At 65.1% G+C, this 15291-nt stretch carries 12 protein-coding genes and 1 tRNA gene; 6 read left to right on the top strand and 7 right to left on the bottom strand.

Annotated features, from left to right (window positions below; all coding sequences use genetic code 11):
• Positions 1–4 precede the first annotated feature (4 nt).
• The 5 genes from sufB to V8686_RS15895 all read left to right on the top strand — a co-directional run bounded on the left by sufB (position 5) and on the right by V8686_RS15895 (position 4022).
• On the top strand, positions 5–1435 hold the full coding sequence (sufB, locus tag V8686_RS15915; RefSeq protein ID WP_379703356.1) for a Fe-S cluster assembly protein SufB: 1431 nt from the start codon (positions 5–7) through the stop codon (positions 1433–1435).
• A 2-nt stretch (positions 1436–1437) separates the two neighbouring features.
• Complete coding sequence (gene sufD, locus V8686_RS15910) at positions 1438–2652, top strand: Fe-S cluster assembly protein SufD (protein WP_379706139.1); 1215 nt, start codon at positions 1438–1440, stop codon at positions 2650–2652.
• A gap of 100 nt (positions 2653–2752) precedes the next feature.
• Positions 2753–3247: a ferritin family protein gene (locus tag V8686_RS15905; RefSeq protein WP_379706137.1), complete on the top strand. Its 495-nt coding sequence runs from the start codon at positions 2753–2755 to the stop codon at positions 3245–3247.
• A 2-nt stretch (positions 3248–3249) separates the two neighbouring features.
• A complete protein-coding gene (locus V8686_RS15900) occupies positions 3250–3684 on the top strand; it encodes a metal-dependent transcriptional regulator (RefSeq protein ID WP_379706135.1) in 435 nt (144 codons plus the stop codon).
• Between the two features lie 265 nt (positions 3685–3949).
• Positions 3950–4022: transfer RNA gene (locus V8686_RS15895), tRNA-Gln, on the top strand.
• 155 nt (positions 4023–4177) lie between these two features.
• Here the strand turns inward: V8686_RS15895 and V8686_RS15890 are convergent.
• Entirely contained in the window at positions 4178–4624 is a 447-nt protein-coding gene (locus V8686_RS15890; protein WP_379706133.1) for a hypothetical protein, read from the bottom strand.
• 111 nt (positions 4625–4735) lie between these two features.
• Between V8686_RS15890 and V8686_RS15885 the strand changes: the two genes are divergently transcribed.
• Complete coding sequence (locus tag V8686_RS15885) at positions 4736–5167, top strand: universal stress protein (protein WP_379706129.1); 432 nt, start codon at positions 4736–4738, stop codon at positions 5165–5167.
• On the opposite strand, the gene V8686_RS15880 is transcribed toward V8686_RS15885, so the two are convergent.
• The 6 genes from V8686_RS15880 to V8686_RS15855 form a co-directional block, all read right to left on the bottom strand.
• Positions 5164–6369, bottom strand: coding sequence for an inorganic phosphate transporter (locus V8686_RS15880; protein WP_379706126.1), 1206 nt, complete (start codon positions 6367–6369; stop codon positions 5164–5166). The genes V8686_RS15885 and V8686_RS15880 overlap by 4 nt on opposite strands.
• A gap of 303 nt (positions 6370–6672) precedes the next feature.
• Positions 6673–9390 (bottom strand): PAS domain S-box protein, encoded by a 2718-nt coding sequence (locus V8686_RS15875; RefSeq protein WP_379706123.1) that lies wholly within the window; start codon positions 9388–9390, stop codon positions 6673–6675.
• A gap of 93 nt (positions 9391–9483) precedes the next feature.
• A complete protein-coding gene (locus V8686_RS15870; protein WP_379706120.1) occupies positions 9484–10167 on the bottom strand; it encodes an RNA ligase partner protein in 684 nt (227 codons plus the stop codon).
• Positions 10168–11264: 1097 nt separating this feature from the next.
• The gene (locus V8686_RS15865; RefSeq protein WP_379828745.1) at positions 11265–12824 is read right to left on the bottom strand and encodes a CoA-transferase; all 1560 of its coding nucleotides are present in this window, start codon (positions 12822–12824) and stop codon (positions 11265–11267) included.
• 75 nt (positions 12825–12899) lie between these two features.
• Complete coding sequence (locus V8686_RS15860; RefSeq protein WP_379706116.1) at positions 12900–14087, bottom strand: CaiB/BaiF CoA transferase family protein; 1188 nt, start codon at positions 14085–14087, stop codon at positions 12900–12902.
• A 117-nt stretch (positions 14088–14204) separates the two neighbouring features.
• The gene (locus tag V8686_RS15855) at positions 14205–15233 is read right to left on the bottom strand and encodes an LLM class flavin-dependent oxidoreductase (RefSeq protein ID WP_379706112.1); all 1029 of its coding nucleotides are present in this window, start codon (positions 15231–15233) and stop codon (positions 14205–14207) included.
• Positions 15234–15291 lie beyond the last annotated feature (58 nt).

Raw genomic sequence — 15291 nt, 5'->3', positions numbered from 1 at the left:
CATCATGAGTTCAGATCAAGATCACCTCAAAGAGACGGATACCGAAGCCCGCTTCGAGTTCAAAAAGGAGGAGCGCTCCTCCTTCCAGGCGGAGAAGGGCCTGACCGAGGAGACGATTCGTGTCATCTCCGAGGACAAGGGCGAACCCGAGTGGATGCTGAAGCGGCGGCTCCGGGCGCTCGAACAGTTCCAGGAGATGCCGATGCCGACCGACTGGCCGGGCCAGCCCGATCTCTCGGAAGTCGACGTCAACGAGATCATTCCGTACATCCGTCCGGACGTCGAGACCCGCGAGAGCGTCGACGACTGGACGGACCTGCCCGACGACATCAAGGACACCTTCGACAAGCTGGGCATCCCGGAGGCCGAGAAGAACGCGCTCTCGGGTGTCGGCGCCCAGTACGAGTCCGAAGTCGTCTACCAGAACATGCAGGAGCGCTGGGAGGAGAAAGGCGTCGTCTTCTGTAACATGGACGAGGCCGTCAGGGAACACGAGGACCTCGTTCGCGAGCACTTCATGACCAAATGCGTGCCGCCGAGCGACAACAAGTTCGCGGCGCTGCACGGGGCGATCTGGTCGGGGGGATCGTTCGTCTACGTGCCCGAGGATACGGTCGTCGAGATGCCCGTGCAGGCGTACTTCCGGATGAACTCCGAGGGGATGGGCCAGTTCGAGCACACGCTCATCATCGCCGAGGAGGGCTCGGAAGTTCACTACATCGAGGGCTGTTCGGCGCCGAAGTACTCGGCGTTCAACCTGCACTCGGGCGGGGTGGAAGTGTTCGTCGGCGACGGCGCTCACGTCCAGTACTCGACGGTGCAGAACTGGTCGAAAAACACCTACAACCTGAACACGAAGCGGGCGCTCGTCGAGGGCGACGGCCGCATGGAGTGGATTTCGGGATCGATGGGATCGAAGGCGACGATGCTGTACCCGTCGACGGTGCTCAAAGGTCGCGGCGCCTCCGACAACCACATCACCATCGCCTTCGCGGGCGAGGGCCAGAACATCGACACGGGCGCGAAGGTGTACCACAACGCGCCGAACACGAAGTCGACGATCGAGTCGAAATCGATCAGCAAGGACGGCGGTCGGACGAACTACCGGGGGCTGGTTCACATCGCGGACGGGGCGTCGAACTCGTCGACGTCGGTCGAGTGTGACGCGCTGATGTTCGACAACGAGTCGACGTCCGACACCATGCCGTACATGGAGATAAACGAGTCGACGGTGGACGTGGCCCACGAGGCGACCGTCGGCAAGATCGGCGACGAGGACGTGTTCTACCTCCAGAGTCGCGGTCTCGACGACGACGACGCCAAGCAGATGATCGTGTCGGGGTTCATCGAGCCGATCACGGAGGAACTGCCGATCGAGTACGCGGTCGAACTCAACCGTCTCGTCGAACTCGAGATGGAGGGGAGTCTCGGATAATCATGAGCACGCAGATACCAACAGACCTCTCGGAAGCGACCGTCCACGAAATCGCCAACAGCCGCGACGAGCCGGACTGGCTCCGAGAGACGCGGTTGAAGGCGCTCAAGGCGATGGACGATCTGGAGATGCCCGACGTCATCCAGACGCCCGGCCGCCGGTGGACGAATCTCGACCAGCTCGACTTCAGCGAGCTGGCCGACCCCCTGAATCAGGCCGACGACACCGAGCGTCTCACCGACGAGGGCGTCGAAGTGCTCTCGTTCACCGAAGCGGTAGAGGAGCATCCGAACCTCCTCGAAGCCAAGTTCGGCTCCGTCATCGAGCCGGAGACGAACTACCTGACGGCGCTGTCGGTTGCGCTGTTCACCACGGGGACGTTCATCTACGTCCCCGAGGGTGTCGACGCCGAGGACGTGACCATCCGGACGACGATGAACTCCCGGTCGCTGTTCAGTCACACCCTCGTCGTCACCGAGGACTCGTCGTCGGCGACGATTCTCGAACGGATCGACTCCGGGGACGCGGACGTCGAGGGCGAGCGCTACTACAGCAACCTCGTCGAAATCGACGCCGGCGAGAACAGCTACGTCCAGTACGGCTCGCTCCAGACGCTCGACGAGGACACGTACAACGTCACGCTCAAGCGCGGCGACGCGGACGTGTACTCGACCATCGATTGGATCGAGGGTAACATCGGCTCCCGTCTCACCCGCTCGGACATCGAGACGGAGCTCAACGGCGACAGTTCGGAGAGCAAAATCGTCGGCGCGTTCTTCGGTCACGACGACCAGCACTTCGACGTGAACGCGCGGGTCTGGCACCGAGCCGAGCACACGACTGCCGACCTCGTCACCCGCGGCGTCCTCGACGACACCGCCCGCTCGGTGTACGAGGGCGTCCAGGACGTGGGACGTGACGCGTGGGACACCAACTCCTACCAGCGCGAGAACACGCTCATGCTGAGCGACGACAGCGAGGCCGACGCCTCGCCGAAGCTCATCATCAACAACCACGACACCGAGGCCTCCCACTCCGCGACGGTCGGACAGGTCGACCGCGAGGATCTGTTCTACCTGACTTCGCGGACGATTCCCGAACGGGACGCCCGGAACATGCTCGTGGAGGGCTTCTTCGTGCCCGTCCTCGAAGAGATCGAGGTCGAGGAACTTCGTGAGGATCTCGAATCGGAGATTGCGGCCCGGCTCCGCGAATAAGCGCCCGCAGGGAACTTCTTAAGTTCCCCTCTCCCCGAGTACGTCGTATGACCGTGTCGGCTCCACGCACAGCCGCCGACCCGAGGTGGCAGTCACGCCCATGAGCGTGAGCCACCGGGTCGGCTCCGACCACCAGCTCGCCCGCCTCCTCCAGATCGGGCTCGTCCTCGAGGAGGTCGTCGAGGCACGGGCACACCACCACTACCAGTCCCTCGGCGCCGACGCGACGCTCGACCCCGAAATCGAGGCACTCCTGGCCGACGCCGCCGAGGAGTCGGCCACCCACCGCGAACGGCTCGAGGAGTTGATCGCGGATCTCGACGCGGAGTCGATCCCGTTCGAGGATATCGAGACGCTCGTCGAGGCGCAGTACGCCCAGACCAAACCCGACGACTTCGACGGCGTCCTCTACGATCAGCTCTGTAACGAGGAGACGGCGTACAAGTTCTACGACGACCTCGTGTCGGCAATCGAGGCCAGCGACGCTCGGTTCTCGGTGGACCGGGACCGACTGCTCGCCGTCCTGCGCTCGATCCGAGCGGACGAGGCCGACGGCGTCGAAGAGGTAACGAAGATCATGGAGACACGCGATTAGCGATGAACACGGCAGACCAGTATCTCAAGGCGATCTACCTGATTCAGGAGATGGATGACGGCCCGGCGGCGACGGGTGCGCTCGCGGACATGCTCGACGTGAGCCCCGCGAGCGCGAACGAGATGATCGGCAAACTCGAAGGTCGGGGGCTAGCCGAACACGAGAAGTACAAGGGAGTTCGTCTCACCGACGAAGGCATCGTCCGCGCCCGCGACGCGCTCCAGACGTACTGCATCATCGAGCGCTTCCTCGCGAACGTCCTCGACGTCGAGGACTTCCGGGGGGAAGCCCGCGAACTCGAAGCCGTCATCGACGACACGGTGGCCGACCGCCTCGACACGATCATCAACCGGAACCCGAACTGCCCGGACTGTTTCGACGCCGAGTCCGACGCCTGCCGGGAACTGGAAGTCGAGTGCGAACGGCCGGCGAACTGAGGACGCGAACGGCTGGATTTATACGGGACGCCCCCCGAACGTCGACTGAAGTCCCGTGGTGGTGAGGGGGAGTCCCCCGAGTCTTGCGGGACGAGCGGAGTGAAGTCCCGTGGTGGTGAGGGGGAGGCCCCCGAGTCTTGCGGGACGAGCGGAGTGAAGTCCCGTGGTGGTGAGGGGGAGGCCCCCGAGTCTTGCGGGACGAGCGGAGTGAAGTCCCGTGGTGGTGAGGGGGAGGCCCCCGAGTCTCGCGGGACGAACGGAGTGAAGTCCCGTGGTGTAGTGGCCAATCATCTGGGCCTTTGGAGCCCAGGACGGCGGTTCGAATCCGCCCGGGACTACTTTCTGCGAGCGTCAGCGAGCAGTGGTAGTCGCAACGCGGATTCGACACCCAGAAGACGAGAGGATTCGAGTCTTCGCGGTTCGAATCCGCCCGGGACTATTCTGCCGCGAGCAACACCGCGAGCGACGTATTCGTCCGGGACTCCCCAGTTTCTCACTCCGCCGTCTCTAGCGGAAGCGACCCCCGGTCGGTGAGTGTCACCGTCTGCCCGAACGCGCCGAGGCGCCAAGCCCGCACCGTGAACGAGCAGTGCAGCCGGTCGGGAAGCGAGTCCGTCGGTGGGGCGAACACGGCGGGAACGGTGATCGTCCCCTGTGTGTCGACGTTCCGGAGTTCGACGGTTGCTCGGCGGACGTCGCCGCGCAGGTCGTAGTACGCGCCGAACCCCTCGGCGTCGCCGTCCCGCGGGGGGTAGCGCCAGAGAACTCGCGGGTCCTCGTCGCGCTCGACGGTCGTTTCGGCGTCGAGCGTCGCCACCCCGGTTCCGGGTAGCCGGCCGCTGCATCCTCCGAGACTGCCCGCGACGATGGTTCCGAGCCCCGCGAGAACGCGTCTCCGTGTCGATCCGCTGTCACCGGTCGGGGTGGCTGTGGAGGACATTGGGCTGGATTCCGTGCTACTGACGTGTCACGGAAGAACCCTCCGTCGTCACGGGGTGACTCTCGTTCGTCCGACCACGGGGCATATGTATCCACGCCTCCACCACTGCCCATGCCACCGTCACACGTTCTCGTCCCGCTCGACGGCTCGCCGCTCGCCGACGAGGCGCTCGCGGAAGCACTCGACCTCTTCGAATGCCGAATCACGGTCCTGAACGTGGTGACGCCGCTCGACGCGGGGATGAGCGAGGGTGGGGTTCTCGGCGCCGGCGAGAAGCGCCGCGAGAGCGCCCGGGACCGGGCCGACCGACTCGTCGCCCGTGCGCGTGACCGGGCCGCGGAACTCGACCGGACGGTCGAAACGGCCGTCGGGACCGGCGACCCCGCGGAGACCATCCTCGAGTACGTCGACGAGTCCGACGTCGACCGCATCGTGATGGGAGGCCACGGGGGCGAGCGAGGAAGTCTCGCCCGCCGCCTGCTCGGCACCGTGGCGACGAAAGTCGTCGGCGAGGCGCCCGTCACGGTAACCGTCGTCCGTTAACCCCCGAGCACCGTGGCGAAAACCCGGTAGAGGCCGAAGCCGACCGCGATCGAGGTGACGAGGGTGACGAGCCAGAAGGCGACGGTGACGCCGATTTTTCTCCGCGAGACGCCCGCCGACCCGGCGGCGAGGCCGCCGCCGATGACTCCCGAGATGATGATGTTGTTGAACGAGATGGGGATGCCCAGCGCGATGGCCACCTGGGCGATGACGAATCCGGGGACCAGCGCGGCGATGGAGCGCCTGATGCCCAGCTGTGCGTACTCCCGCGACGTCGCCTGGAGGAGTCGAGGGGCGCCCATCCACGCGCCGGCGAGGATGCCGGTCGCGCCGAGAAAGAGGAGGACGATCCCGGGCAGGCCGAGTTCGGTTCCGTAGAGGTTTTCGAGGGGGCCGGTCGCTAGCCCGACCTGACTCCCGCCGCTGGAGAAGGCGACGACGCTCCCGAGGATGACGAGGAACGTGCGGATCCCCTCCTCGACGGACCGCTGGGTTCGTCGGCGGATGAACTGGAAACTCGCCGCGGCGGCGGTGAGGGTCACCAGAGCGACCACGGGATCGACGTTCGCGACGGTCGGCGCGGGGAGCCGTCGCGCGAGGAACGCCGCGACGGAACTCTGGGCGACGCCGGGCGGCGTGGGGATGATCGACAGTTGGACGTTCGCGACGATGCCGCCGACGATGGCCGCCAGGAGCGGGACGCCGACCGTCTCGGGGATGTCGTCGCGGCGGAGGAGCGTCGCAGTGAGGTAGGCCAGTCCGCCCGAGACCGGGGGAACGAGCGCCCAGAAGGTCACGATCCGGCGGTAGGTGTCGACGACGGGGTCGCCGCCGAGCGAGAGGCCGACACCGACCATCGCCCCGGTGGTCGCGAACGCCGCCGGGATCGGATAGCCGGTGTAGACGCCGATAGCCATGAATCCGGTGGCGGTCAGCAGGCCGGCCGTCGCCGCCAGCGACGTGATTTGGACGCCGTCGACGAGTCCTGCGCCGACAGTTTCGGAGATTGCTCCGCCCTGTGTCAACGCCCCCAGCGCGGCGAGGATTCCGATGAGGAAGGCCGCCCGCATCGTCGAGATGGCGTTGGCACCGATCGCTGGCGCGAACGGCGGCGAGTTGCTGTTGGCGCCGAGGGTCCACGCCGTGACGAAACTGGTGAGCGTCGCCAGAGCGACGAGCGCCCAGAATACGGCTCCCGGCACGTTCAGCGCCCACCAAAAACGGAGATAACGACCATGTGGGGGCGTTGGACCGGCGCTCGAATAAACGTTAGCGCCGCCGCGGCGATAGTCGTCGACAGCGTGTAACGCCGACTCCGTGTCGATCCCTTCGGCGACTGGCGTGCTCCCGGGCGCAACGCTCGCCCGATGACCTGTCTCCCCATCACCACGGTCGGTCGTGTGCGCTCTCGACGGGGACAGCCGAGTCGCGCCTGGCGTTACCGCACGACAACCGGGCGAATCGGTGTTCGTTGCCCCTCGGACGGGCATCCGACCGGGGGCGTTTCACTCCTCGCTACCACCGTCGACGCGAAACTCGAAGCGCGCCCCGCCGTCTCGACTCTCGGTCACCGAGGCGGTCCAGCCGTGAGCCTCGGCGATGCGTTCGACGATTGCCAGGCCGAAGCCGGTACCGTCCGCTGCGGTCGTGAAGCCTCGCTCGAACACGTCGTCCCGTTCGTCGGGTGGGATTCCGGGACCGTCGTCCTCGACGGCGAAGCCGGCCGAGAAATCGAGCGGCTGCACTCGGACGTGGACGTCGGCGACGTGTTCGACGTCCTCGCCGGGCGCCGTCCGACTGCGCGTGGAGCCGTGCTCCAGACTGTTCCGAAACAGGTTCGAGAGCAGTTCCCGGAGGCGGTCGGGGTCGGCGTCGATGTCGGTGTCTTGGACGGACAGTTCGGCCGCGTCGGTGTCGAGTTGGGACCACGCCGACCCGGCGACCGCTTCCAGGGACACCGGTTCGGCGTCGAGTACTCGCTGTCCGTGTTCGGCCATCGCTAGCAGATCCTCGATCAACGCCTCCATGCGCTCGACCGTCGAGCCGATGCTCGCACAGAGGTCCCGAACCTCGTCGGCGTCGACACCCTCGCCGTCGACGGTCGCGCGGAACTGCTTGAGTTCGGCGTCGAGCAGGGCGAGTGGGTTCCGGAGGTCGTGGGCGACCGTCTGTCCGTACTGCTTGAGGCGGTCGTTCTGCGCCTCCAGTTCGCGCTCGTAGGTCTTGAGTTCGGTCACGTCGCGGTTGATGGCGACGAAGCCCGTGAGGTCGCTCTCGTCGTCGGTGATGGGGGCGATGGTCTGGTCGACGACGTAGCGCTCGCCGTCCTGTCGCTCGTTGATCACTTCACCTTGCCAGACGTCGCCGTCGAGGATCGTCTCCCAGAGGTCGCGGTAGAACGCCTCGTCGTGTTCCCCGGACTGGAGCAAGGCGGGCGTGCAGCCGATGGCCTCGGCGGCAGTGTAGCCGCTCGTCGTCTCGAACGCGTCGTTGACGTACTCGATGCGTCCGTCGGCGTCGGTGATGAGGACGCTGTGGCCGGCGTGTTCGACGGCGCTCCGGAAGCGTTCGAGGTCCCGCTTCTGCCGCTTGCGCTCGGCCGCGTTCCGAACCGTGTTCACCTGGTAGACGTCGTCGTCGATCCGCACTCGAGACGTGACGACTTCGACGGGGAGTCGTTCGCCGGTGTCCAGACGCGCTACCTGCGTATCGTAGATCCGCCGCTCGCCGTCGTCGAAAGAGGCCCAGTACTCCGGGAACCGCTCCCGGTCCAGACCGGGGTCGAGCGAACTCATGTGCTGGGTCCGGAGTTCCTCCCGATCGGTGCCGAACAGTTCGGCGAGCCGTTCGTTGACGTAGGTCGCGTAGCCGTCGCCGTCGTAGGTTCCGATGCCGATCCCGGCCTGGTCGATGGCTCGCTTCAGGAAGGCCAGATTCAGTTCGCGCTCCTTGCGCGCCGTGACGTCGCGGTTGATGGCGACGAAGCCCGTGAGGTCGCCCTCGTCGTCGGTGATGGGGGCGATGGTCTGATCGATGACGTACTGGCTGCCGTCCTTGCGCTCGTTGACGACTTCGCCCTCCCAGACCTCCCCCGACGAAATCGTCGCCCAGAGGTCACGGTAGAACGTCTCGTCGTGGTGGCCGGACTGGAGCATCGACGGCTGGCGACCGATCGCCTCGGTTGCCGTGTAGCCGGTGACGGACTCGAAGGCATCGTTCACGAACGTGATTCGGCCCTCGTCGTCGGTGATCAACACGACGTGACCGGCGTGTTCGACGGCGCTCCGGAACTGTCGATTGCGTCGCTGCCGGCAGGCTTGTGCCTCGACGCGAGCGATAGCGCCGGCGACGTCGGTGCCCAGTTCCGTCAGTCCCTCGCGCTCTCGCTCGCCGAAAGCGTCGGCGTGGGACGCGTACAGCCGCAAGACGCCGTAGCAGTCGCCGTCGTCGCACAGGGGTACGGCCGCACTGGCCGGATACCCGTGGTCGGCCACATCCTCGTGTCGGGGGTCGGCGGCGTCGACGTCCGTGACGTCACAGGTGACGACCTGGTGCCTCGTTCGGACCGCCCGCCCGGTCGGCCCGCCGCCGGCCGCGACGTCGACGTCGTCGAGGCGGTCCGTGTCGAACCCGGCGGCTGCTCGCGGTTCGACGACTCCCCGCTCGGCGTCGTACTCACCGATCCAGGCGGCGGGGTAGACGCCGATGTCGTCGATGGCCTCACAGACGCGCCGTTCGATCTCGGTCCGCGTCTCGGCTCGGACCAGTCCCCGACAGACCGCCCCGGCGAGACGGCCGTTGCGGTCGGCCGTCGGCGGCTGGGTCGCCCGCTGCCGCTCGATGGCGTGGTCGATCCGGGTGGCGAGCAGGTCGTACACGGCCGTGCCCGCTCGCTTCCGGAGGTAGTCGGTCGCGCCGGCCGCCAGCGCGTCGCTGGCGACTGCCTCGCAGTCCGCGTTGGTAAAGACGATGACGGGGCGGTCGCCGTGTACCTCTCGAATCGCGGTCAGGAACGCGACGCCGTCCGTCTCGGTAACCCCCCAGTCGGAGACGACACAGTCGAAGGTCGTTCGAGAGAGTCGGTCGAGGGCGTCGTCCGCACTCGTCGCCGTCTCTACCACGAGGCTGTCACTCTGCCCGCCGAGGTAGTCCGCGGTCGTTGCCGCGAACTCCCGGTCGTCGTCGACGAGGAGGACGCGAGCCGACGCCGTCGTCTCGCCCATGACTCCTGATGACCCGAGACGGGTTAAATAGCCCCCGCAAACTCTCGGCAGCCGACATCGTCGCCTGAGATAGAGTGTCGGTTTGCTCCCCGCTCACTCGTCGTCCGAACGCTCGCCGGTCCCCGTCGCGCGCAGGTACTCCTCCAGGAGGGTGGGGAACTGGCCGCCGCGGACGTACCGGAGTCCGAACTCGTCGGCCCAGGAGACGACGCCCCGGTCCTCGGTTACCACGCCGGCGTCGAGTTCGCGCGCGAGGACGAGCAAGTCGAAGTCCTCCCGGGAATCGAGGACGCCCTGCCGGAGCGCCCGCCGGTATTTATCGCGCATATTCGAGAGAACGCGGTCGGCGGCGGTCATGTACTCGTCGTGGCCGTCGACGGTCAGATCCTCCGGATCGAGCTGTTCCACCTCGCGGATCGCCGCCTCGGAGACGCGCAGGCCGCGGTCGACGCGGTCGCTCATCTCGTCGATGAAGTTGTAGACGATGTTCGCGGGGATGGATACGCCGTAGCGGTCCGGACTCTTTCGAACCACCCACGTGTCCAGTCGGGAGAACACCTCGTCGTCGACCGCTCGGTCCCGGAGCATCGTGCCGAGTTCGTCGTGTATCGACGGCGGCATGTAACAGGAGATGTTGAGTTCCAGTCGCGCCGTCGCGACGAGGTCGAGGAGTCGGAGGACTGCCGACTCCAGCGATTCGTCCTCCCGTCGGATCTCCTCGGTGATGAACAACGACGTGTCGAGGACGAACTGTTGGCGTGGCAGTTCACCGGACATACCCTCCGTTTGGCGGGACGGATACAAAACGTGTCTCCCTTTGTATCGTAGCGATCCACCGGGACCAGTCTCTCTGGAAGGTGGACCCGGGACGAGTAGCCCGCATCACGGGTCCGCTCGGCGCGACACGAACTACTTGAACTATTATATTATCGAAGATTTATAGAGATACGATCATTTCGTTGCTGCTCCGGGAAAGTGAGTAAACAATGGAATGTGCAATAAAAAACAAACAAGTGTAGCACAATAGATTTGATATCGGCTGTTCTTGAACCTGACTAGGCGCGAGGATATCGGCTTTTTCGGCACTGATACCGCTAAAATTCGATGTTTTAGTCTCCAGATGGCGCGTTTTTCATCACTGTTTCCGAGACGGACCGGAGGACACGTCAGGAAATAAACTAGTCGTAGTTATTTCATTTAAATATATCTTATCGTTCGGCCGACGATCCCGGCTCCCGTTCGGTCGCCCAGCACTCGATGCGGCCGTCTCTCATCCGCGAACTGCCTCCCGAACGGGTCCGCCGGTGTCGTCCCAACCGCGACCCACTCGGCTCTCGAACGAGTGCGGTTGGTGGCGTCGTACCGGCTGGTGGCGGTTCGAACTCGTGGCTCTGCGGTGGCCGGATCGACGCGGCTGAAATACTCGGAAAATATAACCATCTCCTCTATTATCATTTCAGGTATGTTTAGGGGTGTCCGATTCTTCGTGGCGTTCGTCTCCGTCAGTCCGCTTCCGCTACGTGGCCGTAGCGGGTCACTGGCTATCGCCGCCGGATAACGAGGCGGCTCCGGCGCCGTCGTTCCCGGTGAATGCCGCACGAGTCGCCGTACACGTGTCGTCTCCCCGGGTAGATGGCGGAACATATCGTTGCCGGTCGTCGCGTCCCGAATCCGTGGCCTGCAACGTGATTCGGACTCGCGCCGCCCCCCGGACCGTGGATCGGTCCGTTACACCTGTCGCCGACCACTTTTGGGGCTCCTTGGAACCAAATAACTCGGAATTCTAGATTGTATCTAAATATGATAGTTATCTGTCGCACGAAGTCATCGCACGTTCGATCCGCGTTCGCCCGGGGTCGGGTGTCCGAACGGGTTCAACCGCTACGGCGGCCATCCGGCGACGTCGTCAGTGCATCGAGATCGTACGTCGCCAGTGGGTCGTCGACGACGATGTCGAACGCGACGTGTCGGCGGATGTCCTCGTCGACGTCGATACCCGGTGCGATTTCGGTCAGTACGAGTCCGTCGCGGGTGACCTCGAAACGGCCGCGCTCCGTGATCACCGTGATCGTCGATCCCGCATCAAGCGCCGTTTCGCCGTTGAGCGTCACCTCCTCGACCGTCTCGACGAACTTCCGATTGCGCCCTTCGGACTCGACGACCAACTCTCCATCGTCGACGGCCACGTCGAGACCGCCGGCCGTGAGCGACCCGCAGAACACGATTCGATCCGTCCGGTTGGTGATGTCGATGAACCCGCCGGGGCCCCGCAGTATCCCGGCGAAGTTGCTGTTGTTGACGTTTCCGAACGCATCGATCTGTGCGAGCCCCAGGAACGAGACGTCCAGCCCACCGCCCTGATACAGCCGAAAGATATCCGCCGATTTCAACTGCGACTCGAAGTTGTAGTGCGAGCCGAACTCCTCCGGATTCGGGGTGCCACCGATGTTTCCGTGTTCGGTCGTGATCGTGATCTCGTCGAACCGCCCGCGTTCCTTGGCGACTGCGGGGAGATAGACGGGCATCCCGACACCGAGATTGACCAGATCGCCCGACTTGGCCTCCGCCAATCCTCGACGGAGGATGATCCGCTTCCTGAGTTCGAGGGCGTCGACGTCCGACCGCTCCCCGGGGCGGAGCGACCGGTGGATGCCTCCCGTCAAGGCCTCGTCGACGCAGTCGTGTCCGAGGATTTGCCGTTGCGATGGGTCGACGACGACGTGATCCACGATATCGCCCGGGACCGCGACCGATCGACCGTTCCCGTGTGTGGACTCGGAGATGCGTTTCACCTGGGCGATTACCGTCCCTCCGGAGTTGCGGGCAGCCATCGCCATGTCCCGTATCCCGAGTTCGTTGGGCTCGTGTTCGATGGAGACGTTTCCGCGGCGGTCGACGGTGGTGCCTTTGATGATCGCGACGTCGATCGGGATGGTCCGGTAGAAGAGATACTCTTCGTCGTTGACTTCGCGCACCTCCACGAGATCGCCCGTCGCCCGATTGTATTTGGCTCCCTTCCGTCGCGGGTCGACGTACGTTCCGAGGCCGACTTCGGTCAGGAGGCCCGGTGACCCGCCGGCCTGCTGTTCGAGCAACTGAAACGCGACCCCCATCGGAAATGCGTAGGCCTCGATCGCATTCGTAGTCACCAGTTCGCTGATACCGGGCTGTGTCGCCGTGTTGAAACTTCCGGTGATCAACCGGTCGAGAAGCCCCTCGTGGGCCAAGTGTTCCAGCCCGGTGTCCTCGTTTCCGGCCCGGATCGGGGTAAACACCGTCAGGCTTTCGGGCGTCCCGTCCGCCAGGTACGACTCCTCCAACGCAGCGAGGGTCGCCTCGGGACACAGCATGTTTCCCAGTCCGGAGATCGTGATCGTGCTACCCGGAGTGACGCTCGCCACAGCCTCGTCGGGATCGGTAAGTTTTCCGCTCACCGTGTCTCGAACCATCGACAGCCGTATTTCGGGGGTTGTCACATAATCCTGGTGGGGGGACGGCTCGCCGGATCACTACTCGATAACGTCCCTGGTGCGGAACTCCTTGAGTGCAGTCCGTGAGTAGCCGAGTTCCCGGAACACCTCGTCGGTGTGCTCCCCGAGTCGGGGTGCTTTCGAGATCGGTGGTCTCTCTCCGTCGAGATGGATCGGCACGCCCGGTGCGGGAATCTCCCCGTCGACGCTCCCGTCGCTCTCGACGTGGTTGATCATGCCCCGGGCGTGTAACTGGGGATCCGACGTGATCTCGTCGAGCGTCTGGACGGGGGCACAGGGGATGCCGCGTTCGTTCAGCCGCTCCGCGACGGCGTCTTTCTCCCGTTTTTCGACCCACGCCTGGACCAGTTCGTCGACCTGGTCGACGTGGTTCGCCCTGGCGACTTTCGTCGCGAATCGGTCGTCCTCGGACAGCCAGGACTCCCCCATCTCGTCGGCCAGGTGGGTCCACTGCTCGTCCGTGACGCAGATGACGACGACGTACCCGTCCGCAGTTTCGTAGGCGTTGTACGGCGCGAGGGACCCGCCGGCGTGTCGGTTACCGAACCGCAACGGCTCCTCGGCGCCTCTGAGATGTGCCGTGACCGGAGAGGCCAGCGTCGGGTAGACACAGTCGAACATCCCGACGTCCACGTACGATCCCTCACCGGTCCGATCCCGCTCGTACAGCGCGCCGATCACGCCGGTCGCAAGGTGGATGCCGCCGAGGATATCTGCGACGCCCGGGCCCGCCCTGATCGGCGGACCGTCGGGGAACCCCGTCGTCGTCATTACCCCACCTCTCGCCTGTATTGCCAGATCCATCGCGGGGTCGTCCGTGTAGGGTCCGTACTCGCCGTAGCCGGAACCGTGCGCGTAGACGAGTTCCGGGTTCACGTCGACGAGTTCCTCGTATCCGAGCCCGAGCCGATCCATCGTCCCCGGTCTGAAATTCTCGATGACGACGTCCGCTTGGGCGACTAGCTCCCGGAACAACTCTTTTCCATCGGCCGATTTCAGGTCCAGAACGACGTCCCGCTTGTTCGAATTGTAGAAGTAGTACGCCGGCGGATAGCCGTCGTCGTCTCGACTACGGATCGTCTCGCCGCCCGGGGGTTCGATCTTGACGACGTCGGCACCGAGGCCGGCCAGCACGAACCCGCAGTACGGGCCCATGAATATCTGTCCCAAGTCGAGCACTCGTACTCCATCCAACGGGCCGTCCATGCCCCTCTGATCCGCCAGCACGGGCATAGCTCTTTCGGAGGGGTCTTCAGCCCCACCCGTCCCGGCACCCGGCGACCCGACGTGACCGCGTCTCGGGGTGGGAGTCTCGGCGGGCCGTCAGTCCTCCCGAACGCGGGGGAGGACGTCGCGTCCCAGTCGCGTGAGGAGGTCCCGGTCCTCCTCCCTGTGTAGCGGCATCACGATTCCGTCGACGGCGCCGGTCGCTTCGATCGTCCGTATCTTCTCCACACAGTCGTCGACCGTCCCGACGATGGCGTAGCGGTCGGCGAGGTAGTCGGTCAGGCCGAGTTCCTCGACGATTCGTTTGTTCGTCGTCTCGCCGGTCTCTTCGTGCTCGTTTGGATCGTACCGGTTCACCAGCTCGCGCAAGTCGTCCTCGTACGTTTCGGGGACGCTCTTCCCTTCGAAGGTGAACTGCAACGAGTGGTGGGCCGAGGCGGCGATTCCCATCTTGATCTCGTCGACGGCGACCCGATAGCTGTCGGCGACGTTCACCTGGGACAACACCCATATCTCCACGTCGTCCGGATCCCGGCCCGCACTCCGCGCGCCCTCGTTCACCGCCCCGACCGCCTCTTCGATCACCTCCGGGAGGAGACCCAGGCCGACGATCACTCGGTCGGCGATCCGACCGGCGGTCCGGAGCGTCTTCGGACCCTCGGCGGCGAACATGATCGACACGTCGTCCGCCGTCCCCGTCTCCGGGAGCCACCGCAGGGACACCGACTCGCCGTCGAATTCGACCGGCTCCCCCCGCCAGAGCGTTCGTAGCTTCTCGACCGTTCCCTCCAGTTCGGCCAGCCGTGCGGGACGTTCGCCGAGCGTGTAGACCGCGCTATCTCCGGTTGCTATCCCCAGTATCGCACGTCCGTCGGTACACTCGTGTACCGTCGCGATTGCGCTCGCGGTTACGGCCGGATGTCGCGTCACGGGGTTCGTCACCACCGGACCGACCTCCATCGACGAGGTGGCGTGAGCAACGGCGCCGAGCGTCGTGTAGAGTTCTCGGGCGATACACTGGGAGTCGGCGACGCCGAACAACTCGAATCCCAGCTCCTCCGCCCGCCGTGCCTTCCGTACCATCGTCTCCGTGTCGTGCGGGAGGAACGAAATACCAAATTCCATACAGCTCCGTAGGACCGTCTCAAATAAATACTTTCACCACGGACCGATCCTCGCCGGT

The sequence above is a fragment of the Haloplanus litoreus genome, assembly GCF_045690335.1.
In the GTDB taxonomy this organism is placed as follows: Archaea; Halobacteriota; Halobacteria; order Halobacteriales; family Haloferacaceae; genus Haloplanus; species Haloplanus litoreus.
Note: the sequence above shows the minus strand (reverse complement) of the source record. Positions and strands in the feature narration are given on the sequence as shown.